General features: G+C 36.9%; 19 protein-coding genes. 10 read left to right on the forward strand and 9 right to left on the reverse strand.

Features of this window, described 5'->3' with window-relative positions; genetic code table 11:
- Nucleotides 1-178 precede the first annotated feature (178 nt).
- Together PZ898_RS05540 and PZ898_RS05545 are read left to right on the forward strand one after the other, a co-directional pair.
- A complete protein-coding gene (locus PZ898_RS05540; protein WP_062675183.1) occupies nucleotides 179-655 on the forward strand; it encodes a MarR family transcriptional regulator in 477 nt (158 codons plus the stop codon).
- The gene (locus tag PZ898_RS05545) at nucleotides 652-1494 is read left to right on the forward strand and encodes a universal stress protein (protein ID WP_123279964.1); all 843 of its coding nucleotides are present in this window, start codon (nucleotides 652-654) and stop codon (nucleotides 1492-1494) included. The genes PZ898_RS05540 and PZ898_RS05545 overlap by 4 nt, the downstream gene beginning before the upstream one ends.
- Before the next feature lie 15 nt (nucleotides 1495-1509).
- Here PZ898_RS05545 and PZ898_RS05550 read toward each other — a convergent pair whose 3' ends face one another.
- Both PZ898_RS05550 and PZ898_RS05555 read right to left on the reverse strand, forming a co-directional pair.
- Complete coding sequence (locus PZ898_RS05550) at nucleotides 1510-2106, reverse strand: Crp/Fnr family transcriptional regulator (RefSeq protein WP_277694983.1); 597 nt, start codon at nucleotides 2104-2106, stop codon at nucleotides 1510-1512.
- Between the two features lie 110 nt (nucleotides 2107-2216).
- A complete protein-coding gene (locus PZ898_RS05555; protein WP_120231517.1) occupies nucleotides 2217-2573 on the reverse strand; it encodes a helix-turn-helix domain-containing protein in 357 nt (118 codons plus the stop codon).
- A gap of 116 nt (nucleotides 2574-2689) precedes the next feature.
- Between PZ898_RS05555 and PZ898_RS05560 the strand changes: the two genes are divergently transcribed.
- Together PZ898_RS05560 and PZ898_RS05565 are read left to right on the forward strand one after the other, a co-directional pair.
- On the forward strand, nucleotides 2690-3292 hold the full coding sequence (locus tag PZ898_RS05560; RefSeq protein ID WP_123279962.1) for an NAD(P)H-dependent oxidoreductase: 603 nt from the start codon (nucleotides 2690-2692) through the stop codon (nucleotides 3290-3292).
- A gap of 157 nt (nucleotides 3293-3449) precedes the next feature.
- On the forward strand, nucleotides 3450-3866 hold the full coding sequence (locus PZ898_RS05565; RefSeq protein ID WP_123279961.1) for a RidA family protein: 417 nt from the start codon (nucleotides 3450-3452) through the stop codon (nucleotides 3864-3866).
- Here PZ898_RS05565 and PZ898_RS05570 read toward each other — a convergent pair.
- Nucleotides 3863-5179, reverse strand: coding sequence for an amidohydrolase (locus PZ898_RS05570; protein ID WP_120231520.1), 1317 nt, complete (start codon nucleotides 5177-5179; stop codon nucleotides 3863-3865). The two genes, PZ898_RS05565 and PZ898_RS05570, sit on opposite strands and share 4 nt — an antisense overlap.
- 447 nt (nucleotides 5180-5626) lie before the next feature.
- Here PZ898_RS05570 and PZ898_RS05575 point away from each other — a divergent pair, with 447 nt between their 5' ends.
- Genes PZ898_RS05575 through PZ898_RS05590 form a run of 4 tightly spaced genes read left to right on the forward strand, consistent with a single transcriptional unit; the run spans nucleotide 5627 to nucleotide 11149 of the window.
- Nucleotides 5627-6073: a hypothetical protein gene (locus PZ898_RS05575; RefSeq protein ID WP_277694984.1), complete on the forward strand. Its 447-nt coding sequence runs from the start codon at nucleotides 5627-5629 to the stop codon at nucleotides 6071-6073.
- Nucleotides 6070-8145 carry a GMC family oxidoreductase gene (locus PZ898_RS05580; protein WP_277694985.1) on the forward strand — a complete coding sequence of 692 codons (2076 nt, stop codon included), beginning with the start codon at nucleotides 6070-6072 and terminating at the stop codon, nucleotides 8143-8145. Before PZ898_RS05575 ends, PZ898_RS05580 begins: the two co-directional genes overlap by 4 nt.
- Nucleotides 8146-8149: 4 nt before the next feature.
- On the forward strand, nucleotides 8150-9604 hold the full coding sequence (locus PZ898_RS05585; protein ID WP_277694986.1) for a ferritin-like protein: 1455 nt from the start codon (nucleotides 8150-8152) through the stop codon (nucleotides 9602-9604).
- Nucleotides 9605-9622: 18 nt separating this feature from the next.
- The gene (locus PZ898_RS05590) at nucleotides 9623-11149 is read left to right on the forward strand and encodes a peroxidase, FMP-type (protein ID WP_277694987.1); all 1527 of its coding nucleotides are present in this window, start codon (nucleotides 9623-9625) and stop codon (nucleotides 11147-11149) included.
- Nucleotides 11150-11212: 63 nt separating this feature from the next.
- Here the strand turns inward: PZ898_RS05590 and PZ898_RS05595 are convergent, their stop codons facing one another.
- The 5 genes from PZ898_RS05595 to gndA form a co-directional block, all read right to left on the reverse strand.
- Nucleotides 11213-11851: a TetR/AcrR family transcriptional regulator gene (locus tag PZ898_RS05595; RefSeq protein ID WP_062675193.1), complete on the reverse strand. Its 639-nt coding sequence runs from the start codon at nucleotides 11849-11851 to the stop codon at nucleotides 11213-11215.
- 716 nt (nucleotides 11852-12567) lie between these two features.
- Nucleotides 12568-13206 carry a TetR/AcrR family transcriptional regulator gene (locus tag PZ898_RS05600; protein ID WP_062675194.1) on the reverse strand — a complete coding sequence of 213 codons (639 nt, stop codon included), beginning with the start codon at nucleotides 13204-13206 and terminating at the stop codon, nucleotides 12568-12570.
- Nucleotides 13207-13896: 690 nt separating this feature from the next.
- Nucleotides 13897-14607 carry a 6-phosphogluconolactonase gene (pgl, locus tag PZ898_RS05605; protein WP_062675195.1) on the reverse strand — a complete coding sequence of 237 codons (711 nt, stop codon included), beginning with the start codon at nucleotides 14605-14607 and terminating at the stop codon, nucleotides 13897-13899.
- Nucleotides 14608-14635: 28 nt separating this feature from the next.
- Complete coding sequence (gene zwf, locus PZ898_RS05610) at nucleotides 14636-16117, reverse strand: glucose-6-phosphate dehydrogenase (protein ID WP_120232218.1); 1482 nt, start codon at nucleotides 16115-16117, stop codon at nucleotides 14636-14638.
- Nucleotides 16118-16130: 13 nt separating this feature from the next.
- Nucleotides 16131-17549, reverse strand: a complete 1419-nt coding sequence (gndA, locus tag PZ898_RS05615; protein WP_277694988.1) for an NADP-dependent phosphogluconate dehydrogenase — start codon at nucleotides 17547-17549, stop codon at nucleotides 16131-16133.
- Nucleotides 17550-17801: 252 nt separating this feature from the next.
- Here gndA and PZ898_RS05620 point away from each other — a divergent pair, with 252 nt between their 5' ends.
- Complete coding sequence (locus PZ898_RS05620) at nucleotides 17802-18161, forward strand: hypothetical protein (protein WP_034696561.1); 360 nt, start codon at nucleotides 17802-17804, stop codon at nucleotides 18159-18161.
- Nucleotides 18162-18322: 161 nt separating this feature from the next.
- Here the strand turns inward: PZ898_RS05620 and PZ898_RS05625 are convergent, their stop codons facing one another.
- Nucleotides 18323-19048 carry a LuxR C-terminal-related transcriptional regulator gene (locus PZ898_RS05625; protein WP_277694989.1) on the reverse strand — a complete coding sequence of 242 codons (726 nt, stop codon included), beginning with the start codon at nucleotides 19046-19048 and terminating at the stop codon, nucleotides 18323-18325.
- Between the two features lie 775 nt (nucleotides 19049-19823).
- Here PZ898_RS05625 and PZ898_RS05630 point away from each other — a divergent pair.
- On the forward strand, nucleotides 19824-24332 hold the full coding sequence (locus tag PZ898_RS05630; RefSeq protein WP_277694990.1) for a fibronectin type III domain-containing protein: 4509 nt from the start codon (nucleotides 19824-19826) through the stop codon (nucleotides 24330-24332).
- The last annotated feature ends 37 nt before the right edge of the window (nucleotides 24333-24369 follow it).

Genomic DNA, 24369 nt, shown 5'->3' on the forward strand with positions numbered 1-24369 from the left:
TTACTACATTTAAGAGTGCAAAACCTGTTCCTGTAGATTCACGTTTCCTTTGTTTACAATGTAATATTTCATAATTAATTAGTTTCAATTAAAACTAATTTTTCGTATATTTGTTATAATAAGACATGCTAAAAACCCTTTGGAAAGGCGCTTTAGCCTCCTATATCATTATAAAAGGATGTCCGTAAAACAGAATAACATATCAGAACTTGCTTTGGAACTTGGCCTTGCCATGAGTGAAATGAAAAGCCGTCTTCGACAGAAAATTCAGACCATTATTAATGAATATGATTCGGATTTGTCTTTTGAACTGATTGAAATCCTCGGCTTGCTATCAAGAAATTGTGGTATCAACCAGCAGGAAATAGGAAACAAAGTAAGCAAAGACAAGTCAAGTATTACTTATCTTATCAACAGTCTTGTCAAACGAAATCTTGTTGAACGGATAGCTGATAGAAATGACCGCAGAAATAAACAGATCTTTTTAACTCCAAAAGGTAAACAGATTGTAGAAACTGTTTATCCCTGGGCATTGGATCTTTATAAAAAGGCAGCTGATGACATTCAGGAAGAAGAAATCATCAAAGCTCTGCTTTTGGTAAAAAAAATGACCGCAAACCTGGAAGAATCAGGACCAAAACATCATACAATATGAGAACAATCCTTGTACCTGTTGATTTTACATCAACTACGGAAAATGCAGTAAGAATTGCAGCAGATTGGGCAAAAGCCTACGAATATCAAAATATTATCCTGCTCAAAACCGCAGGAGAATCTGAATTTGATTATCTGCATATCGCAGAAGGGCATTCATTTGTGAATGAAGAAAGTGTGAATAATCTCTTGCAAAGGACAGAATTGCTATTCGCTCAGCTGATGAAAATTGTCGCTGAAAAATCACCAGAAATAAAGGTTTCCAAGGTATTGAGTGACTGGACATTAACCAGAAGTATTAATGAGCTTTTAAAAAATGAGCCGTCTGTAGAACTGATTATTCTGGGAAGTGATGATCAGACTTCTACCACTGAGAGTTTTGTTTCGGAGCATATTATTAGTATTGCCAGAACAAGCCCTGTAAAAACACTAATTGTACCGCACAGCTATCATTATACTCCTGTTAAGAATATATTTATTCCTTGTGATATCAAGGGTATTAAAAGATTGGAAAGACTGTTTCATCACAAATCTGTTATTCACAAACAAGATGTTCGTCTTTCATTTTTAAATATCAATAGCCGCGAAAAAGAGGACGAAAACCAGAAAAAGGAACTGGAAGATTATATCCGCGAACATTTAACAGAGATTCCAAGCAGCATTCATTATTCTCATGATGAAAATATTATCAGGGGTATCCTGAACTTTGCAGCATCCGATAAAGCAGACCTTATTATAGCACTGCCCGGTAAACACAGCTTTTTGTACTATCTGGCAAGCAGAAGTATTTCCGAGGGAATTTACCAGAATACCCATCAGCCTGTTTTAATTTTAAAATAATAAGCTAACGGAAAGTTAATAATAAATTTTAGTACTTTCAATTTTAACCATTTTCTGCTCTTCCATTTTCTTGACATACCGGATCACCGTCTCCACCCGAAGACCGGTTAAGGTTGCGATTTGCTGTCTGGTATAGGGAACCAGAAATGAATAAGGTTCTTGAAATCCGAAATATTTTTTAATATGATCAAACAGCTTCATCAGCTTTACGATAGGATCTGAAATGGCCAGAAAACTGGAAATCATAAACCTGAAATGCATTCTGTCAGCCATATATTTATTAATCTCAAGTATTAATTCGGGCTTTTCCAGCAGTATTTCAAGAACTTTGGTTTTGGAAATTTTAATAATTTCACAATGGGTCACAGCAATGGCATTAATGGCATAATGATGATCAGTAAATAAATAGCTTTCACCAATGCAATGCCCGTAAAAGGGGAACCCATGAACAAATTCTTTTCCGTCTTCCAAAAACGTATTCAGTTTCACGGTGCCTTGTCTGATCTGGAAATAATATTTCGCTGCAGTACCTTCCTGAAAAACAGCATCTCCTGCTTCATAATTTTCCAGAGTGGCTTCGTGAGAAAATAATAAATCTTCGCTTATGACCATCTTGTTACTAATTTGAGCAAAAATACTTAAAGTGCAAGCAATGCTACAACTTATCAAATACCACAAAAACACAGTATTTCTAATTTCAACACCACTCTTCTACCCACTTATCAGGCTGTAATTTTCTTTTTATGTTTTGCGCCCCAATCTGCCAGTGCTGCAATCACATCTTTCAATGACTCGCTGTATTCCGTGGGAACATATTCTACCAACACCGGCTTCTGGTCTGTGATAACGGTTCTTTCAACCAAATGATTAACCTCCAGTTTTTTTAATTCACTGGATAATACTCTTGCTGAAATGCCACTGATGGTTCTTTGGAGTTCATTGAAGCGTGTATGTCCACCCAGAATAGCAATCATCACCCGGATGGTCCATCTACCTCCCAGAACATACAAAGCATCCTCTGTAGCAGACAGATGATTACTGCATTGCGGCTTTGAATACACTATTTTTTCTTCTTCCATTGTTTCTGTTTCACTGATTACTAACCTAAATGTTATTACTAACCTTTTGGTAACTACTATCTTTTTATTAGTAAATATAGATAATTTTGAAACATCAATTTTAAAAAAAATAAAAAATGAAACGAGTACTTCATATTACTTCAAGCCCAAGAAGCGAGTCATCCATCAGTAAAAAGCTGGGAAATGCTGTTGTAGAAAAAATTACGGACAAATATCCTGACCGTGTTTTAAAGAAACGTGATTTGGCCAATCCTCTTTTTCCTCATTTAGAAGAAACGCATATCAATGCATTTTTCACTCCAGCTGAAAACCGTACTTCTGAGCAGTTGGAAACAGTAAAACTTTCGGATACCGTCATTGATGAATTGCTTGAGGCTGATATTATCATTATTGAAGCTCCTCTATACAACTTCAGTATTACTTCAACATTGAAATCATGGCTCGATCATATCGCCAGAGCAGGAAAAACATTCAGCTATAGTGAAAATGGTCCTGAAGGTCTTGTAAAAAATAAGAAAGTATATCTTGCTTTTTCGAGTGGAGGAGTGTATTCTGAGGGGGAAAGACAGGCCTATGATTTTGTAGTTCCTTACTTAGAAAAAACTCTTGGGTTTATGGGAATGACGGACATTTCTGTTGTCCGTGCAGAAGGGCTTTCTGTTCCGGTTATTCAGGAAACCGCTCTGCAGAAAGGAATTGCAAGTATTATTGTAGAGTAAAAATTAAAAATGCTGTTCAGAGGAACAGCATTTTTTGTATTGGAATCTCATGATCAATGCAAGCGATATTTACAGAATTAAAAGAATATTTTTCTCAACATATGTAAAGACTTTTCCGATTTTTTTCTCTCACTTTTACTTTATTAAATGAAAGATTATGGAAAATAATAAACAACCGAAACTGATTAATCCTACCGGGCTATTTAATCCCGGTCCTTATGGTTTTTCTCACAGTATTTCTGTGGAATCTCCTTCCAGAATGTGTTTTATATCCGGACAGAGCGGCGGTGTAGGTGAAAATCATGTATTGGCAGCCGACTTCAAAACTCAGGTTCAGGATGCTTTAAAAAATTTACAGATCGTTTTACAGAGCCATTCAATGAAATTTGAAAATGTTATTAAAATCACCTTGCTTATTGTAGACCACAATCAGGAAAAACTTGAGATATGGGCAGAGGAAGCTAAAAAGACATGGACGTCTTCATGGCTGCCAACCAGTACTCTTATTCCCGTAAGTCAGCTGGCTTTATCCGGAATGTTGTTTGAGATTGATGCCATTGCTGTGAAAAATTAGTTTCTGTTAAGACGCTCAACGATTAAGGATGCAAAACTTTTAACTCCCGTTCTGATACTTTCTTCATCCACCTGAAAATTGGGAGAATGATTCATGGCGATCACGCCTTTTTCAAAATTGGAACCACCCAGGAAGAAATATACTCCTGGGATTTTTTCTTGAAAATAAGAAAAATCATCATTAAAAAACGGAACCTGACCATAATCCGGAGCAACTGCATTTTTGCCATACAGATTCCGAAGTATTTCTGTTGATGAACGGGTCAGTTTTTCATCATTAACAACAGTTGGATTTCCCTGGACAAATGAAACGGAAAGAAGATGATCTTTATATCCGCTATCTTGAATAATTTTTTGAACGGTAGGAATTATTTTGTCCAAATTAAAGGAATTCGTCTCATACAGGTAAGTTTCAAGAAAAGACTCATTATTTTTGGAATAACTATTGAATTTTCCGTCTGTGAACAGATAATCTTTAAAAATGGTATCAGGATTTGTCAGTCCTGTTTTAGGATCTACGATAGATTGTAATTCCCAGGGTTTGCCTCCGTTGGAAGTCCGGAATAATGAATTGCTGATCTTTTTTCCCAGGCCGTTGAGCTCGTCTTCTGATAATCCGTTTTTTAGCTGAATTCTTATTTTTTTCTGATAAGCAAACATTTCATTGGCCTTCACCATAATTTGCCCGACTGGTGTAGCAGTCACATGCAACCCGTAGATTTCATCAGGATTTATTCTGGAAAGTAATCCATTATGAAGCATTTCTTTTGCTCCTTTGAAAGTTTCCTCTTCGGGCTGGAATATAAAATAGACGGTTCCTTTTAATGATTGCTTATTTTTTGCAAGAACCTCAGCAATTCCTAATCCAATCGCCATATGGATATCATGACCACAACCATGCTGAATTCCTTTTATTGTTGATTTGAAAGTTTCAGGATCGGGATAATCATTCGGAAGGGCATCCATATCGGATCTCCATGCAATTTTTCTACCTTTTTTATCTCCTTTCAGAGTTCCTACAACACTATGTCCGTACGTATCTGTTTGAACTTCCATTCCAAGATCCAGGAGATATTTTTTAATTTTTTCCTGAGTTTGATTCTCCTTCCCTGCCAACTCCGGGTTTTCATGAAAATCCCGTCTGATATTCACCAACTTATTGAATATCTTATCTGTTTCCTTTTGAATAGACTGATGAACTGTTTGTTCATTCAAATTTTTGAAAAGAATAGCTTCTTCTTTTTTGGTATTAAATCCTTGTGCGGGCAAAACAGAGGAAGCAAAGCATAATAAAGTTACGGTAATTTTTTTCATGGCCAGTGATAATTGGGTAAAAAGTTCAATTATACAGATTAGACATTTGCCGTTTCACTTTCGTTACATTCTGATCATCAATTTATTATTGTTTTTTAGAATATTGACTTTACCAACAGTGAAATCTAATTCTCTATTCAATACCACATTATTTAAAATAATTCTAAACTATGTGAAAACAAAACCTCTTGAAACAGCTTAATAGAAAGGATTTTTTACAAAAAAGTAAATTTAAATAAGCACAAATTACGTAGAAATACTGAATCTCATCTGCTGAGTTCTGATTAATTTCGAATAAACAAAATTGATAACTATGGATCGCTTGAAATACATTCAATCATTTCTGAAAAAGAGGTGTTATCTGAAATATCCGGCAGCTGTAGATCAATCAGCTTGATAGCCTTCTGTAAAAGGAGTTGAAGATATTGAATCCAAATTTTTTACGAAATGAATATTATTAACAAAATTCTCAACGTCGACGATTATTATTTCGACGTGTTTATGTCTATCTCGGAAGCACTTGCCGGATTTACGGTAAACGAACTACAATCAACAGGGCTTGCAGAAACGTATTACACTTATGTTTTAAAAAGCCTGGAAGCAGCAACCTTCGTAGAATTCCTTACCGTTTCTAAAAATATCCTTGAACGTTCTTCCGGTGAAGAGGAATTAAAAAAGGCCATTCAATCTGAAATTATCAGCAACCCGGGAATGAATGACATTGCCGGAAAAGTAATCACTATGTGGTATCTGGGAACCTGGGAAGGAGCCTATATCAATGATCTCTCTTATAAGGAAGGGCTTGTATGGAATCTGATGCACTCTCATCCTCCGGGAGCCAAGCAGCCGGGATATAAATCATGGAATATTAAACCTGTAAACAGCAACTCATGAGCCAGACTACCAACAAAAAAGATGTGATCATCGTAGGAACGGGGATCGCAGGATCATTGATCGCAAAGCTATTATCCGATCATGTATTTGACATAACCAAAGGAAAAATGGTCCATCGTGCAGATGCCGGAAAATCCGATAACATCAGGGAAATATCAATCCTAATGTATGAAGCTGGCCTGGAAGCTGGTATTGAGCTGGATTCCGTATCCTCAATGACCACTTATAATGAATATATCCGTACTTTTTACAGAGAAGAAGCCAAAGTTCCCAACTCTCCTTATCCTAACTTAAAGCAGGCTCCTTCTCCCAACGTTCTGGATATGGAACACATTGTTCAACCTTATCCAGATAAAAAAGGATATCTTGTACAATTTGGACCAATGCCCTTTGCTAGTGATGCGATAAGAGTAGGTGGAGGAACAACCCTTCACTGGCTGGGAACTACACCCAGAATGCTTCCCAACGATTTTAAACTTACTGAAAAATATGGTATCAAGATTCCAAAACCAGATTCTGATGAGAAAACCCCTGTCGACTGGCCGATAAGTTATGAAGAATTAAGGCCTTATTATGAGATGGCAGAGTTTGAAATCGGGGTTTCCGGGGATGTTTCAAGACAGGAGTATCCAATTACAGAGAAGACGGAAGAATATTATGGAAACTATGTATTTCCCATGGAAGAAATTCCTCAGAGTTATATGGATCATAAGATTATTGAGGGACTTAAAGGGACAAGCGTAAAGCTGAGTTCCGGAGAGATTCCTTTAATGATGGTGCCTTCTCCACAGGGAAGAAATTCTATTCCGAATCCAAAATACGGGAAAACAAAGATCATCAAAGCTGAGTCAAAAGATTCCGGATATCAACTGGTTTTAGACAGCTCTGAAAAAGAAGAATACAAAGCGCTTGGTTCTGTTTGGAATCCTTATATGGGAGAACGTTGTGAAGGGAATGCTTCCTGTGTTCCGATCTGCCCTGTTCAGGCGAAGTATAATGCTTTAAAAACATTGAAAAAAGCTTTATATAAACTTAATGACAACGAAAATCTTAAGCGTAATCCATACATGCAGATCCAGGCGCAGAGTGTGGTTTACAGGTTAAGCATAGACCAAAATGATAAAGATAAAATCTCCAAGGTTCATTTAAGAAGATACACTTCAAAAGAGAAAACAGATTTTGTTGAAGAATCCATTGATACTTCAGATGCCATCGTGATTCTGGCTGCTAATGCTTTTGAAAATCCAAAAATTCTACTGAACTCCAAATATACGGTTAACAATGTTGTTAAAACGGCGGCCAACAGCAGTGATCAGGTGGGAAGAAACCTAATGGATCACATGGTAATGCTTACCTGGGGACTTTTCCCTGAACCGGTTTATCCTTACAGAGGCCCTGGTTCTACCACAAACATTTCGTCTTTCCGTGACGGAGGCTTCAGAGGTGAATTCTCAGCATGGATTTCTCCGCTTGACAATTGGGGATGGGGATGGCCGGCATTTTCTCCAGGCTCAGATGTAGCCTACTTTATCGAAAAGAATCTTTTTGGGGCAGAATTAAGAAAAGAGCTTACCGACAGACTTTCAAAACAGGTTTTATTCCATTTTGAAATAGAACAGTTACCCAATCCCAATAACAGAGTTACCATTAACGATCAATATCTGGATGTAATGGGAATTCCCCGTCCTGTTATTCATTATGAACTGACAGAGTATGAAATGAAAGCGATGGAGCAGGCAAAAAAAGCTTCCGATCAGATGTTTAACAAATTAAACATTAAGGATTTCACAAAATATACTGCAGAAGACAAGAATTCTGTGGTGTACAATGGAGAAAGATATTCTTATAACGGAGCCGGCCACATCGTAGGAACTCACAGAATGGGTTCTAAAGCGGAAGATTCTGTAACCAACAGCTATTGTAAAGCCTGGGATCACCCGAACTTATACATCGTAGGAGCAGGAAATATGACGACTCTGGGAACTTCAAACCCTACTTTAACCTTATCAGCATTCACGATCCGTTCAGTAGAATCTATTCTGGCTGATCTTGAAATTCAACTTAAAAAATAACACCATGAGACAAAGACTTATCAATAAAACAGCACAACCCCAGGAAACTTTATTAACCGCAGGAAGAATGGCAGCGAGAAGCGCCGTTGTTACTGAAGCCGTTTCATTACCTTCTCTATTATTTGATTCAACACTTAGCAAAGAAGATTGGATAGAAGGGTTAAAACATCACAGTAAAACCTTAACGAATCTTTTGCTTAATGATCAGATCAAAGATTTCAATACTTATCTGGAATCTGAGTTGGGTTCTGGAGTTTCAGAATTAAAAAGAGGGATAACAGAAATTGATTATAAACCGGTTTTACAAGACCTATTGCAAACGGCCATTCTTATCGAACACTCTACAATTCCTCCTTACCTTACGGCTTTGTATTCGATCAAGGATGGGACTAATGCTCTGGCTTCACAAATTATCAGAAGTGTTGCTGTAGAAGAGATGCTTCACCTGATTATGGTTTGTAATGTTCTGAATGCAATTGACATCCAGCCTTCTGTCAACAAACAGGAAAACTATCCTACTTATCCGATGAAATTACCGATGAACGTTGATTTCTATGTAGGACTGGAAACATTCTCAAGCAACAGCATTGCCACATTTATTGCGATTGAAAGTCCAAGCCAACCTTTGGTAAAAGCTCCGAAATATGATCACGAAGCGGACACTTCTGCATTATATTCTCAAAGAACTGCCGTACAGGAAAACAACTTCTGGACGCTTGAAAACATGAAGGGTTTCATCATGGAAAATGTACACACCATTGGTGAATATTATGATGTCTTATTCTTCTATATAGTTATTTTCCAAATCATTGCTTATTACAAAGATCATGGAAAACTTCCGACAAATTTTGAGGAATTAAATACCGGAGGAATTTTCACCGGAAATCCGGCAAAACAGATCCGTCCGGAACAATATTACGGAAGTGGAGGAAAATTACATTCTGTAGAGGCTTTGGACGGAGTAATTGCTGTTTTCCAAGAAATCAAAGGGCAAGGTGAAGGTGCTGATGATTCTATTTTTGATGTTGACCCCTCCCAGTTTGAAGAAGGAGTAGAACTGGCACATTATTTCAGATTCAAAGAAGTTTTCCATGAGCATTTCTATCTGGGAGGAAACTATGAGCCTTTCATGGATGAAAACGGAATGATGCCTGTAACAACTCCACCCACAGGAAAAGACCTTCCTGTAGACTGGAATGAAGCCTATCCTATGAAACCTAATCCGAAGTTGGAAGACTATGTAAAAAATAAAGAATTACATGCACAGGCTGTTGAGTTTAATAAAACCTACAGACGTTTATTAGATGCCATTCAAAGTGCTGTGGAAGGAAATCAGAGAGAACTGGAAAAATCTATTATGTATATGTATGCCCTGAAAGAGCAGGCTGTTAATCTGATGAAACAACCGTTGGATGCGCAGACTAACGCCGGGCCAACATTCGAATACATCAACCTATAACCATAAAAACGATATATCATGCTTAAAAGAAAAAAAGAAAGTCCGGAAGCGGGAGGAGAACAGTTATTCCGCAAAATGCCGGGTCAGAAGGAAGTTAATCTGGCTGAAGTAATGGATGGATATTCTAAACTTCTTATTGATGATCCGGTAAGACCATTCAGAGAAGACAAGCTGCAGGCCATTGAAAACAATGTAGATTATGGAATTCTGGCTGCACTGGAGGGTACCTGGGTAAGCTATAATGTCAATTACAATAAAGATGTTCTAAAACCATCATTAGCAAGCGGAGTACATACTACCATAATGCCTTCCCCCGGAACCAATCCAGGAACGATACCTGGAAAATTTGCTTTTACCAGTGAAGAATATATTGAGAAACTGACATTTTCCATCGTTCCCGGAGGAGTACGCAACCGCGGCGGTGCCAGTGAACTTTTCTGCGGAGCAGTTAAATATGAACAAAGCATTAAAAGTGTTAATGCTGTCCCAGGGCAAGATGCCCTGAAATATACACCTATCCACGAAGAAAATGGAATGTACCTATGGCTGAGTGATGTCTATAATCATGCAGCAACGAAAGAATCTATTGAAAGAGACCGTGGTATTCATGCCATTTCAACAGAGGATGCTAAATATGGATATACCGGCGAATACAGAGATGAGCCTTTGTTAAGGATAACACCAGACGGAGAAGCCAATCCACAATATATTCTTCAAAGCCAGTTGCAACCGGGACAACCTTATTATGAGATTATTCCGGCACAGGAAATAAAGCCGGGAGCTGGGCTTGACGGTCCTTATTTTATCCCGGACTACTCTATCTCCCGAAGCGGAGTAATTCCTCATGGCAGCACTATTACTTTGCTTGGAGATATCATCCCTCAAAATAAAGATAAAAAAACGTATTATTTAATTGAAGGTTCTCCCCAATTCCCTTACGGTAAAGAGGCCTGGGAAACCAATCATCTTTCAATTTCACGTACAATGGGTAATGCAGGAGTAACTCCCCAGGAAATCATTGATCTTGATCAACCAGCGCCTGAGTGGGTTCATCAAACTCTAGACGATAAGAATGATGAGGGTTCAAACAAAATTTATACCCAGAGGATACTGGCTGATGATTTATATCCTTACTCTGTGCGCCCTGATTTGAGATTAAGAGATACGCTAAGAGGTCAACACGTCAGCAATTATGTTCATGTAAGAATGTCTTCCAAAATGAAAACCGGAGCACAGGGAGGAGTTTTAAATGTTCCTTTTGTCAACCGTTTCGTCCCGACTGTTGAAGTAGATATGGATATGTGGATTGAAACAGTAATTGAAGATGGAAAAGAAATTCTTCAGCTTCAATATGAACAAATTGTATTCTTTGAATTTGATTTCGGGAACGACGGAGGTACTACAAGCTGGCCTCACATTCAGGTTAATACCCTTCGTAAGATACAGGACATTCCTGAGGATCAGAGAAAGGTTATTGAAGAACAGTTTTATAATACCAACGGAAATTCTGATACAGCCTCAGGATGCCCTTATCATAAAGGATAGATTACAGTATCATAAAAAAAGGGGCAAATTATTGTCCCTTTTTTTATGTTATTTACAATAGATTTATAGATTATCATGGGTCTGTTCTACCATGAAAGATATTGCCTTTTTGATTTTTTCCCGTCCTTCAGGTGTATTGGTATCTATACCACAGAAAAGGCTGCCATTCAGAGATGCAAACATATTAAGGTAGTACAGTCCTGAAACCATGATGGCCATAATAGAACGGTAGGTATCCATTTTATCTTTGAAACGTGATTCCATTAATAATTTGAAGATATATTCTCCATTTTCTTCCTGAGTATCAATCAGTTTTTTTAATGATTTTCGGGGCTCAGAAATAGTCCACAACAATAGTTTTTGAGCTTCTTTATTGGCGTATACATAATCAAACTGTGAAAGAAGCATATGCTCTATAAATTCTCTGCCTCCATCTTCAAGATTCGGTTTCATCTTTTCCACTTCCTCGCTGGTTACTTTTACCCAGAAGTCCTGTGTACGAACATATTCGTCCATGAGGCCATCCATCCCGCCAAAATAGGTATAGATCATTTTCTTATCTACCCCGGCAGTTGCAGCGATATCATTAATCTTCAATCCTGCATATCCCTTCGTTTTCAGTATTTTTCCTACGGCATCCAAAAACTTTTTCTTGCTGCGTTCCTTATTCCTAATACTACCTGATGCTGACTTTCTTTCCATGACTAAACATTCAATATACAAGTTTAAGGATTTTTTTTATCATTTTAGACACCAACAAGTGTCTAATTTAATCTATTTGTATATATTTGCAAAAACTAAAACCATTCTATATACAAAACACTATTGAAGTTGAAAAATTAAAAACTATTCAGATTGTATCGTTAGTTCCCTCAGTTTAAAATATTTCGAACATCAACGACTGAGGTAAAAACACAACCAACAGCATCATTTTTCTATAGTGATGCTGTTTTTTCATCTCAAAAAAATGGAATGATATTAAATAAAATACTTTTTTATAGATATTTCTTACCACTTATTCTTTTTTAGGAAGCATATACTTTCTATAAAATAGAAATTCTGTTGTATTTACAGGTTAAACCTATTGAAAAAGATTAATTAAAAGAAATTTTTACTCTTACAACAAAAAATAAAATACTGAATTTCAAAACATTAAATAAAATTAAGAAAATTTTTATCATTTTACACACTACACAGTGTCTTATTTTATATATTTGTACAAACTAAAACCAACTATATATTTTAAAACACTATTAGGTTGAAAAATAAGACAATCAAATTGTATTATTGAGTTCCCATACTTTAAGACAATTTCAAACACGAAACAACTAAGGTAGAAACACAACTTATAGACAGACCATTAGATTTCTAATGGTTTTGTTTTTTTAAAGGAAGTTTAATTTTCAAATTGAAGAATTCTAGAGATTTTCGTAGGTATGATGCAACATGAAAGTAATGGCTTTTTTGATCTGATCCCTTCCCTTAGGCGTGTTGACATCTATCCCACAGAAAATACTTCCATTAAGAGAGGAAAACATATTCAGGTAATAAAGTCCTGAAACCATAATGGCCACAATAGAGCGTACATCTTCAGCATTATCTTTAAAATGTGAATCCATCAAAAGTTTAAAAATATGCTCTCTGTTTTCTTCCTGAGTTTCTGTAAGTTTTTTTAAAGATTTGCGGGGTTCCGATAAACACCAAAGAAGGAATTTTTGCGCTTCTTTACTGGAATAAACATGGTCAAATTGAGATAAAAGCATTTCTTCCATGAAAGACTTCCCTCCATCATCCAATTTGGGCTTTATTTTTTCAATCTCTTTAATGTTTACTTTGCTCCAGTAATCCTGTGACCGGATGTACTCATCAATCAAGCCATCTATACCTTCAAAATAAGAATAAATCATTTTCTTATCCACCCCTGCTGTAGCAGCAATACTATTCACTTTCAAGGCAGTATACCCTTTCGTTCTCAGTATCTTTCCCACTGCATCCAAAAACTTTTTTTTACTGCGTTCCTTGTTCCGTATACTTCCTGCTACAGACTTTCTTTCCATGATAAACTTTCAATCGTACAAGTTTATGAATTTTTTTTCATTTTAGACACTTTTTAGTGTCTAAATTTATATATTTGCATAAACTAATAACCATTTTTATAACAGACAATCAGAGTTGTGAGGTTGAGAGAGATCAGATTGCACCGTTAGTTCCCTCAGTATACGTATTTTACTATTCAATACTGAGGTAAAACATTACTTCAGCAGCATCATTATTTATGTAATGGTGTTGCTTTTAGTAATGATGAAATTTTTAGCGGTCGCTTATCATCTTGTCGTCTTTATATACTTCCATCTATTTTTTACAATTTTATTATTTTCTTATAATGTCGTATTCGTAAGGGTTTTCTTAAGGTTTCGAATTGCTGATCAAAATATTTTTCATTTTTTTAAATTTTTAGACACTGTGAAGTGTCTTATTTTGTATATTTGTTCAAAACTAATAACCATTTTACATAGAAGCACCATTGGAGTTGGAAAAATTAAAAATTTCGAACAAAAGCAACTAAGGTAAAAACACTAAATGCTGCAGCGTCATGAGTTCTCTAATGATGCTGTTTTCATTTAGCGTACGTTATTTTCGTTTTAATGTAGAGAAAATTGTATTTACCGGGAAGCCGGTATTAGAATAGTTGATATGAAGAGAGACTGTCCGTGGACAGTCTCTTATTTTTTAAGGTAGAAGTTATATTAACTTTTTGCTTTTTCGTCTGTAAAAAACTGAAAACCATCCTTCTTCTCAATAAGCTGCATTGGATATAATGAAGGATTATATTCGCCATTCAAAACTTCATTCAGCGCATGTTTTTTGGATTCACCAAATGCAATAGCCAGAATATGATCCGCGTTATTGATAATAGGAGCAGTCAACGTGATTCTGAACATTTCCTGAGGCTTAAGATAATAGGCAGACACCCATTTTTCTTTTTCATTTAAAACTTCTTCTCCCGGAAATAATGAAGCAGTATGACCGTCATCACCCATTCCCAGCAGGATAAAATCAAAAACACCTTCATCGCCAAGAACAGTTCTGATCTGCTGCTCATAAGCTTTAGCATAGTCTTCAGGAGTTATTCCTTCAGCATACATAGGAAAGATATGATTTTGATCTACCGGAACCTGATTAAGAAGTGCCTCATCCGTCATCCGGAAGTTGCTTTTATCATCGTTTAAAGGAACCCATCTTTCATCTACCCAAAAAAAGTAGACTTTATTCCATTCTATCTGTTCTTTATATTCCGGTGTTGCCAGTAATTTGAAAATGGCTTTAGGTGAAGAACCTCCACTTAACGCCACAACAAAACGGTCTTTTTTCTGAATAGATTTTTTTGAAAGGTCAACAAATGCATCTGCAGCCTTTTTGTACAGTTTTTCCAGATCGTCAAATACTGTAATATTCATTTTTTTGTCTGTTTAAATTTATATTGTTTTATACCCAGCTATGCCCTTGTCTTTCCACCAAAGCATTAACGTCTTCCGGCCCCCAGCTTCCTGCTTTATAATTCGGGAAAGATAAATCTTTATTGTTTTCCCAGGCTTCCTGGATAGTTGTGACAACATCCCAGGCTTCTTCCACCTGATCGGAACGCATAAATAAAGTAAGATCTCCTAAAAGAGCATCCTGTAACAAGGTTTCATAAGCTTCCGGAGTATCTTCTTTACAGGCAAAATTATCAAAAATCATTTCTGCAGGTTTCAAATCCAGTGTCAGTCCAGGTTTTTTGGTCATGAACTGCAGCCTGATATCCATCATGGGCTGAATATTAATAATAAGCCTGTTTGCTGATAAATGATGCGGACTGTCTGAGAACGTTGAATGAGGAAGCGGTTTAAACTGGATGGTAATGTAAGAATGCTTTTCTTTCATTTTCTTTCCGGTACGGACATAGAAAGGAACATCCTGCCATCTTTCGTTATCCAGATAAAATTTGATGGCTGCAAAAGTCTCTGTATTGGAATCCGAAGCAATTCCATCTTCCTGGCGGTAGCCTTTCACTTCCACTCCGTTTATGATTCCTTTGGCATACTGACCTCTTACCGCATAATGATCAACCTGATCGGAAGATATTCTACGGATAGATTTCAGAACATCAACTTTCCGGTCTCTGATTTCACCAGACTGCAATGAAGCCGGTGGTTCCATAGCCACCATACAGAGAATCTGCAACAGGTGGTTCTGAATCATATCCCTTAATGCTCCTGTCTGTTCATAGAAAGCTCCTCTTGTCTCTACCCCAACTTCTTCCGCTACTGTAATCTGTACAGATTCTATGTATTTATGATCCCATAACGGTTCAAAAATTGAGTTTCCAAACCTGAATGCTAATATATTCTGTACTGTTTCTTTCCCCAGATAGTGGTCAATACGATAAATCTGTTCTTCTTCAAAAGTTTTAGCCAAAAGACTGTTCAATTCAATGGCTGACTGTTTATTATGACCAAAAGGTTTTTCAATAATAATGCGATCTCTTTTCGGATCAGAAGCCAATGATGTCGTTTTGATATGATTGGATATCGTGGTAATAAAATTAGGTCCGATGGATAAGTAAAATAACCTGTTTGCTCTTATCCCATACACGGAATCAAAATCCTGCAATTTTTGCTGTAAATTCTGATAAGAACTTTCTTCATCCAGCTGATGCTGAAAGTAAGTAATATGAGCCTGAAAACCTGCCCAGTCTTCAGAAGTTACTTTTTTTCTTGAGAAACTTTCAAGGTTTTCTCTGATATAATTTCTGAATTTTTCGTTGGTATTTTCTGCCCTTCCCAATGCTACAATATTAAAGCCTTTGGGCATTCTGCCATCGATATATAAGTTATAAAATGCCGGAAAAAGTTTTCTTTTTGCCAGATCTCCTGTAGCACCAAAAATAACGATAGTTGTTGGCTGCAAGATTCTATTTTGATTCATTTCTTCCGAATTTTTAATTGTTTGCACTTTGCCAAGAAGTATGGAAAACTCCCTCTCTGTCAATACGCTGATACGTATGAGCTCCGAAATAATCACGCTGAGCCTGGATCAGATTCACAGGAAGAGATTCTGTAGTGTAGGCATCAAAATATCCCAAAGCCGTCTGGATTCCCAAACTTGAGATTCCGTTGGCAACGGCATATCCTGCTGTTTTTCTTAAAGCTTTGATTTTTGATTTTACCAGTTCTGAAATTTCTTTATCAAGCAGAATATTAGAAAGGTTAGGATTTTGGGTATACGCTGAATAGAATTTTTCCAGCAATACTGAACGGATAATACATCCTCCTCTCCAGATTTTCACAACATCTTTCAATGGAATTTCAAAGCCGTATTCTTCAGATGCTTTTACCAGTAAAGATAAACCTTGTGCATAGCTGATTAAGGTAGAAAGGAAAAGCGCATCGCCTACTTCCTTAATGAATAATTCTGTATTTTCCGGCTTTGTAATTTCGTTATCGGCATATATTTTTGAAGCCTGAACTCTTTCGGTTTTATAGGCAGATAAAATTCTTGAAGTTACAGCAATATCAATAGTAGGAATAGAAACTCCTATTTCCATAGCCTGCTCAGAAGTCCATTTCCCTGTTCCTTTCGCTCCTGCCTTATCTAAAATCTGATCTACAAGATAGCTATCTGTTAATGAGTCTTTTTGGGTAAAGATATCTCTGGTGATTTCAATAAGGAATGAGTTCATTTCACCATTATTCCATTCTTTGAAAACCTGATGGAGCTGTTCGTTATTTAGACCTGCTCCTCTTTTAAGAAGATCATAAGCTTCACTGATCAGCTGCATAATTGCATATTCAATTCCGTTATGTACCATTTTCACATAGTTTCCGGCAGATCCTTTTCCCATGTATGCCGTACATGCTTCGTTATCTACTTTTGCAGCAATAGCTTCCAGCATTGGTTTCAGAAGTTTGAAGGCTTCCGGATCACCTCCCGGCATTATACTTGGTCCTTTTCTGGCCCCTTTTTCACCTCCTGACACTCCCACTCCCATAAAATGCAGTTTTTTGGATGCCAGATCAGCCACACGTCTGTTGGTATCTTCAAAATAAGAATTCCCTGCATCAATCACGATATCACCTTCACTTAAAAGTGGGGTAATATTTTCCAGCACAGCATCTACAGGTTTTCCTGCAGGAACCATAAGAATAATTTTTCTTGGAACTTCCAGTGCGGATACGAAATCTTCTAAAGAGCCTGTACCTTTTACCTTCATTTCTGAAGCAGCTCCGCCTTCTAATTCTTTCACTTTTTCCTGATCAAGGTCGAATCCTGCGATTGAAAACCCGTTGTCAGCGATATTATAAAGCAGATTCCGCCCCATTACTCCAAGGCCAACCATCCCATAACTATATCTTTCCATTATATTGGTATTAATATGAATTTTGTTATACAGACAATAAAATTACGGAAATGCCTATTATGAAAAAAATAAAAGGAAATAAAAAGTTGAGAGCACTTTTGTTTTTCTCTCATTTATAAGGCCCTAATATTCACATTTTCACATGATTTTGTGTTTACAGAATAAAATTCGATCATTAATATGGGAATGATCTATTAAAACAGTCTGTTTTTTGGCATAATTAAACTTATATTTGCCAAAATTTATAAAGTAATGAACTATAAACTTGAACTCAACACTCAGGAGCCTAATTCTAAAATCGTTTTTAATAATATCATATTTGATTCGTTCAAGATTAATATAGTTGAAAGATATATCGGGTCAATGAAGGCTCGTCCTACATTATGCGAGGTTTTATTTAAAGTAAGAACTTTAGATAATGTCATTATCAACAGAAAAGACGGTAATATAAGAGTAAAGATAAAGGGTGATGATTTTGAAACATATCAGAAATTATCCAGAGACCTGAACTCTTATGAATACAAAAACAAACTGATTAACAGAAAAGAGGTGGAACAGAATTATGTTCATTTCATCCTGAGTTTAGTAATTACAAATTATCAGCTTAATTAAGCTGTTCCGGGCATTCTCCTTCTATCATTTTGCAGAGGGAGAATGTTCAGAAAACAATACACAGAAATCAACCGGTTTTTAATTAAAAACGGTAAGTTATACTGAGCGTTCCATTTTGATTCTCAGCCATTTCGAGCTGGAAATATTTAAAAAAGTATAGTTTAAATCAAATTATTCGTTATTACGTAGGATATTGCCTCGATGATATTCTTCACTCCAATTCTCTCAAACAATTTGCTTCTGTGAAACTTTATGGTACTTGGTGACACAAACAATTGTTCTGCAATTTCTTCTATTTTTAATCCCTGAAGATAAAGCCGTATTATTTCTATTTCCCTTAATTTTAGGGCAACTTTAGATTCTTCTGTCCATTTTCCAGTGAAGAGATTATACTTCCAATAGGTTTCTGAGGTATTAGAAACGATCCTGATATTTCCCGCAGACCGGTTAAGAGAATAGGACACTACACAGACTATTTTGGAGATTTCTCCATCATCAAAGAGTTCTATAGGTGTAATCTTATGATTGACAAGCACATCTACACTGTTGGCATATTTAAGATGAAAATCATAGGTAATGGTATGTACTTTTTTTTCTTCAGGTGAAAGGCAATCAAAAAACTTTAATCCGTTGGTACTTACTTTCTTTAATATGTCAAGATCTGCCTTCTTGGTGTATTTACGAAAAAAATTATAACCCATCTTTTCAACTTCAGCAGCACTTAAACCAGAAAAAAGAAGAGGATTCTCAGAAATAAACTCTAATTTTCTTGTTTTAAGATCTGCAATATAAACACAGCCCAGACTGGTTTCCGATACCGCTTTTAGTACATTAAGATACTTCTCTGATGCCTTTCCGGCATATAATGAATTATTTTTATCACTCATATTTTTGACATGATAATAAGATATAAAACTTTTTTATTAGGTGACTTTTGCAAACATATTCATAATTAAGCTAAATAAAAAATCTATCAAAACTTAATTATAATTAAACTAAAAACTACAAATCATTTATTTTGATAATAAAAAAATCTATACAACTTCATTTTATTACATTTTCAATACCCGGAAAATTACATTTCCGCACTTGTAGGGAGATAAAAAAAGAGAAAGAATGGAAGAAAAATATTTATATAAATCATTATTTTTAAATGAAACTTGTATTTTTCTGTTTTGAAAGCATTTTGGGAAGATCAGTTTCTTATTAATTCATCAATCTTTGATTTAAAACTATACAAAAGTATAGTCATATTAAGTTTTTATTAAATTATTTTTACCCCAAGTCACAATCATAAAAACTAAACTAAGAAAACTATATAAAAATGAAAGAAATCAAAACACATTAAAAAATACAACAACCCATGCAGTAAAGTGAGTGATTTTTATAAAAAAATATAAAAAGACCACCAACTCTGCAGCTGCCATTATTCCCACCTACTTAGACCCTACTACTTTTCTGTTTATCCGTTGATCACTTTTTATAAAAAGAGGTGATAAGGAAACATGATAATACACTTTAAACCAATTATTGTCTCTGTGATTGAAAAACAGAGGATTTTTCTATTGATTTCTGAACCAAATCTATAGAAGAATTCCCCATTTCTTTCGAAGAAGAACTTAAGTAAATTGAATAACAGACTCTAACTTAAAATGAAACTATATGAGAAAAATTCTACCCATTATCTTATTTTTAATGACTTTTGCACATGCCCGGGGGCAAACCTGTGCACCAGTTCCAGTGCCGTTCTTACAGTCATTCAGTAGTGGAGCACTTCCCACATGCTGGATCAGCCAAAACCCCTCTTCCACTTCTACAAACGCTAATGTTAAGTGGAAATTTTCCGGATCAGCCGGATATGGAGCCACCGGAAACGGAGGGAAACCTGCCGGAACTTTTGCATGGGTTGATGCATCTTCACCTTATGCAGGTGAACACACAGTTGAACTGATAAGCCCTCAGATCAACTTAGCGGGGTTAACCAATCCTTATATCAAATTTGAATGGTTTAAAGATCATTTAACCGGACTCAACGGTACAGTACCTGCTGCCGACAACAATCAGCTAAAACTTGCTGTAAATAACGGCTCCGGATGGATACAGGTCTGGTCTGGTGATACCAATTCTCCTGAATGGAGAACAGTTGGTGTTCCTCTGGCAGCAAGCTATGTGGGTGCAACCATTCAATTAAAATTTACCGTTGATAAGGATGTAGCAGGAAATGGTGATTTTTATGATGATGTATTATTAGATGAAGTTCAGGTAATACAAGCTCCTACATGTTTTGAACCTGTTACTCTGCCTGTATCTAATATTGCACCTAATTCTGCAACACTGAACTGGGCTGCTCCCCTTGCTCCTGCACCTGCTCCGGCCAATGGCTATGAATATTATTACAGTACAAACAGTACTCCTCCTGCAGCTGCAACACCAGGCACACCCAATCCCGGAACAAGTGCTAACATCAGCTCTCTGACTTCGGGTGCTACCTATTACTGGTGGATAAGATCTGTCTGTTCTGCAACGGATAAATCACCATGGGTTGCAGGCGCTCCTTTTACTCCAGGGCAGATTGGAGGAGGTACGGCTACTCATGCTTTTTTACCTGTATATTCCTGTTCAGGATTTAATTATTCCCAACAGATTTATTTGGCTTCAGAGATTGGAGCCGCAGTAGGAACCAATAATTATATAACAGCCATCAGGTTTTTTGTTTCCACAACTGCAGCAACCCAAGCTAATTACAATCAATGGGTAGTGTATATGGGGAATACTTCACAAACAGATTTTGCAACCACTTCAAGCTGGATCTCTACCCCATCTTTAACACAGGTATATTCTGGCACTTTACCGGCAATGGTAGCTGGGACATGGGTTGAAATTCCTCTAAGCACACCATTCTTATGGGATGGTGTAAGCAATGTAGTGATAGGTGTTGATGAAAATTCAACAGGAACATCATGTACCGCCAACTGGGGAAGTTATTCTGCAGGAAATAACCGTGGGATGATTTATTACAATTCAACGACCAATCCGGATCCGGCAAATCTTCCAACTGCAACAAGCAGATATGCTGTATTACCGAGGTTACAATTGACAGGAACAACGTTACCAAGTTGTACCAACAATCCTCCAGCCAATATTGCAGTAAATAATATTACAGCAACTTCAGCCAATGTTACCTGGACTGCCACAGCCAATGCCACGTATGTTGTAAGATACAGAATACCTCCTTCCCTTACGTGGCAAACAATCAATGTAACAACTCCTTTTACTAATAGTGTAACGCTTACCTCTTTAACTGAACAGACCCAATACGAGGTAGAGATTGCAACCATTTGTGGAACGCAAGGGACATTTTCTGCTCCTGTAGGTTTTACAACACCTGCACTGACTTACTGTAATGGAGCAACGGCAACAGTTACGAACGGTTATATCAACAATATCACCATGATTGGTACGAATGTACCTTTAACCAGTAATAACTCAGGGCCAACAACATATACGGATTATTCTACAGATCCTACAAAGACCATTACACTCCTGAGAAATTCAGTTAACAATACACTGTCTGTAGGAAGGTCAATTATATCAGGAACTTATTCTACCAATGCATGGATAGATTTTAACGGGGATGGTATTTTTGATAATAATCCGGCAACGAGTCCCGGAGGAGAAAGAATCATGAATCTTGGCTATTCAAGCACCACTCCCGTTACTGCTACATTTGATGTTCCTGCCAATGCCTATCTGGGAACAAGTAAAGTAAAAATGCGTGTTATTGTATATTCTCTTACTCCAGCCAATGCCTGCGGACCTTTCACCAGCAATGGAGAAGTGGAAGATTATTATGTAAAATTTATAGATTTACAGCCTTGTACTACAGCTGCTCCTACTACTATTGCGGTGAATAACCTTACTCATAATTCTGCCTATGTATCATGGATTCCTACTGCTAATGCTACTTATATTATCAGATGGAGACAAGGAAGTACAGGAGCATGGCTTCCATCTGCAACAGGACAGACACTTCCGGCAGGACAAAGCTTTTATACCATAACAGGACTCACCGAGCAAACCGGATATCTGGTGCAAATTGCAACCATCTGTAATGGAAACCAGGGAGTTTTTTCTCCAAGCGTAAGTTTTACAACTCCACCGTTAACGTATTGTAGTATGACCGGAACAGGAATTAACGATTACATTTCAAATGTGAAAGTTACCCCTGTCAACTTCCCGGTAATGGATAACCCATCAGTTCAAACAAATTATATCAGTTACACATCTGCTGCTACCCTTATTAATCTTGAAATCGGTTCTCAGGGAAATCAACTGTCAGTTTCTAAAGAATGGGCAGGAACTCAATATGCCGATGCTGTCAATGCATGGATCGATTGGAACAGAGATGGAGTTTTCACAGATGCTGAGAAAATAATGACGTCTGCTGCCAGCACCACCACTCCAATAACAGCAACTTTTGATGTTCCTTCAACAGGAGTTTATACAGGATCTTTAACAACAACGATGAGAGTGGTAATGAAACGAACCAGTGCTCCTGTAATGTGTGCAGATGCAGCCAATGGTGAAGTAGAAGATTATGCGGTAAGATTAAGACCATGCAGTAATGCAACACCCGGAAATCCCGTATTCACCAATATTACCCATAACTCTGTAAATATCAACTGGACAACTGCTACTAATAATAATGCTTTTATTTTAGAATACAGACCTGTTACAAACCCTGTTTCTGCATGGGTTCTTTTAAACCTTTCTGTTTTAGGAGGGAATCCACCTGTAACAATCAACGCTTTAACTCCTGCTACGACTTATGAGGTAAGAATTGCAGCGGTTTGTGGCGGTACAGGAATCGGAGTTTACACGCCTATTAAAACATTTACAACGAGATGTGATCCTACTCCACCATTTGTAACGATAAGTAATGTAACGTCAAACTCAGCTTTGATCACCTGGAATCCGGTTGTTCCAAGTGCCTCTTATATTTTAAGATGGCGTGAAGTAGGTACCGGCCCATGGAATACACCAACGATCCCTCAACCACCTGCAAATTCATACACGATTCAAAATCTTGATTCATTTAAAACGTATGAAGTACAGGTTGCCAATATCTGTAATGGAGAAACAACAGCCAATCCGTGGTCCAATCCAAAAGTATTTACCACAGAAAGAATATGTGAAATTCCTCCTCCGGGGCTTATGATCACTCAGATTATGCCAACAACGGCAGAGGTTGTATGGGATCCTTTTCCGGGAGCCACTTATATACTGAAGTACAGAAAAGTAGGTATTCCGAGCTGGACAGAGGTTGTAGTTCCTACAAATACTTACACCATTACGGGTTTGCTGGAGCTCACTAAATACGAAATGCAGGTAGCCAATATCTGTAACGGAGTACCGGGAAATTTTACAAAACTGTATTATTTTACAACTCCGACCGTCATCTACTGCCCGATGTCAGCAGCCAATTCTACAACAGAATTTATTTCAAAGGTTACTGTAAAACCAAATGGCAATAAGGAAATGATTAATGAATCTCTTGCCTCTACGTATTCAAATTTCACAGGAAATCCTTTAAAGTTTATTGATTTAATTCAAGGATCAAAAGGTAATCAGATTACCATTGATAAAACTTTAAGTTCAGGAACTAACGCTGGTGTTGCAGTCTGGATCGATTTCAACAGAAACGGAGAATTTGACATCAATGAAAGAATTCTGGCAGACGGACCTAATGGAACTCCAACAGCAAGTACAACGTTCTCTGTTCCTGACAATGCCTTCATAAGTATGACAGATTATAAATATGTTGTGATGAGAGTCGCTTTACAGAAGGATGGTATTCCTGTGAACTGTACGAATTTCAAAGAAGGTGAGGTGGAAGATTATACGGTCAGAATATCTAAACAACCTGTACAAAACTCTCTAAATCAGGCAGATATCCACATTTATCCCAACCCGGTAAGTTCAGTATTGTATGTAAAAAACATAAGTTTCAAAGCTCAATATAAAATTTACAGTGCTGCCGGAAGATTGATATCAAGTGGAATCATTCTGAACAATGCTATTGATGTGAGCAATCTTATCCACGGGATGTATATGATCGAGATAGAAGATGGAGGAATAACCGTTCAGAAGAAGTTTATTAAAGAATCATAATCTCTTTTGTCAATGAAATTTCAATTTTTAGAATCAA

Source organism: Chryseobacterium sp. WX (assembly GCF_029542485.1).
Classification (GTDB): Bacteria; Bacteroidota; Bacteroidia; order Flavobacteriales; family Weeksellaceae; genus Chryseobacterium; species Chryseobacterium cucumeris.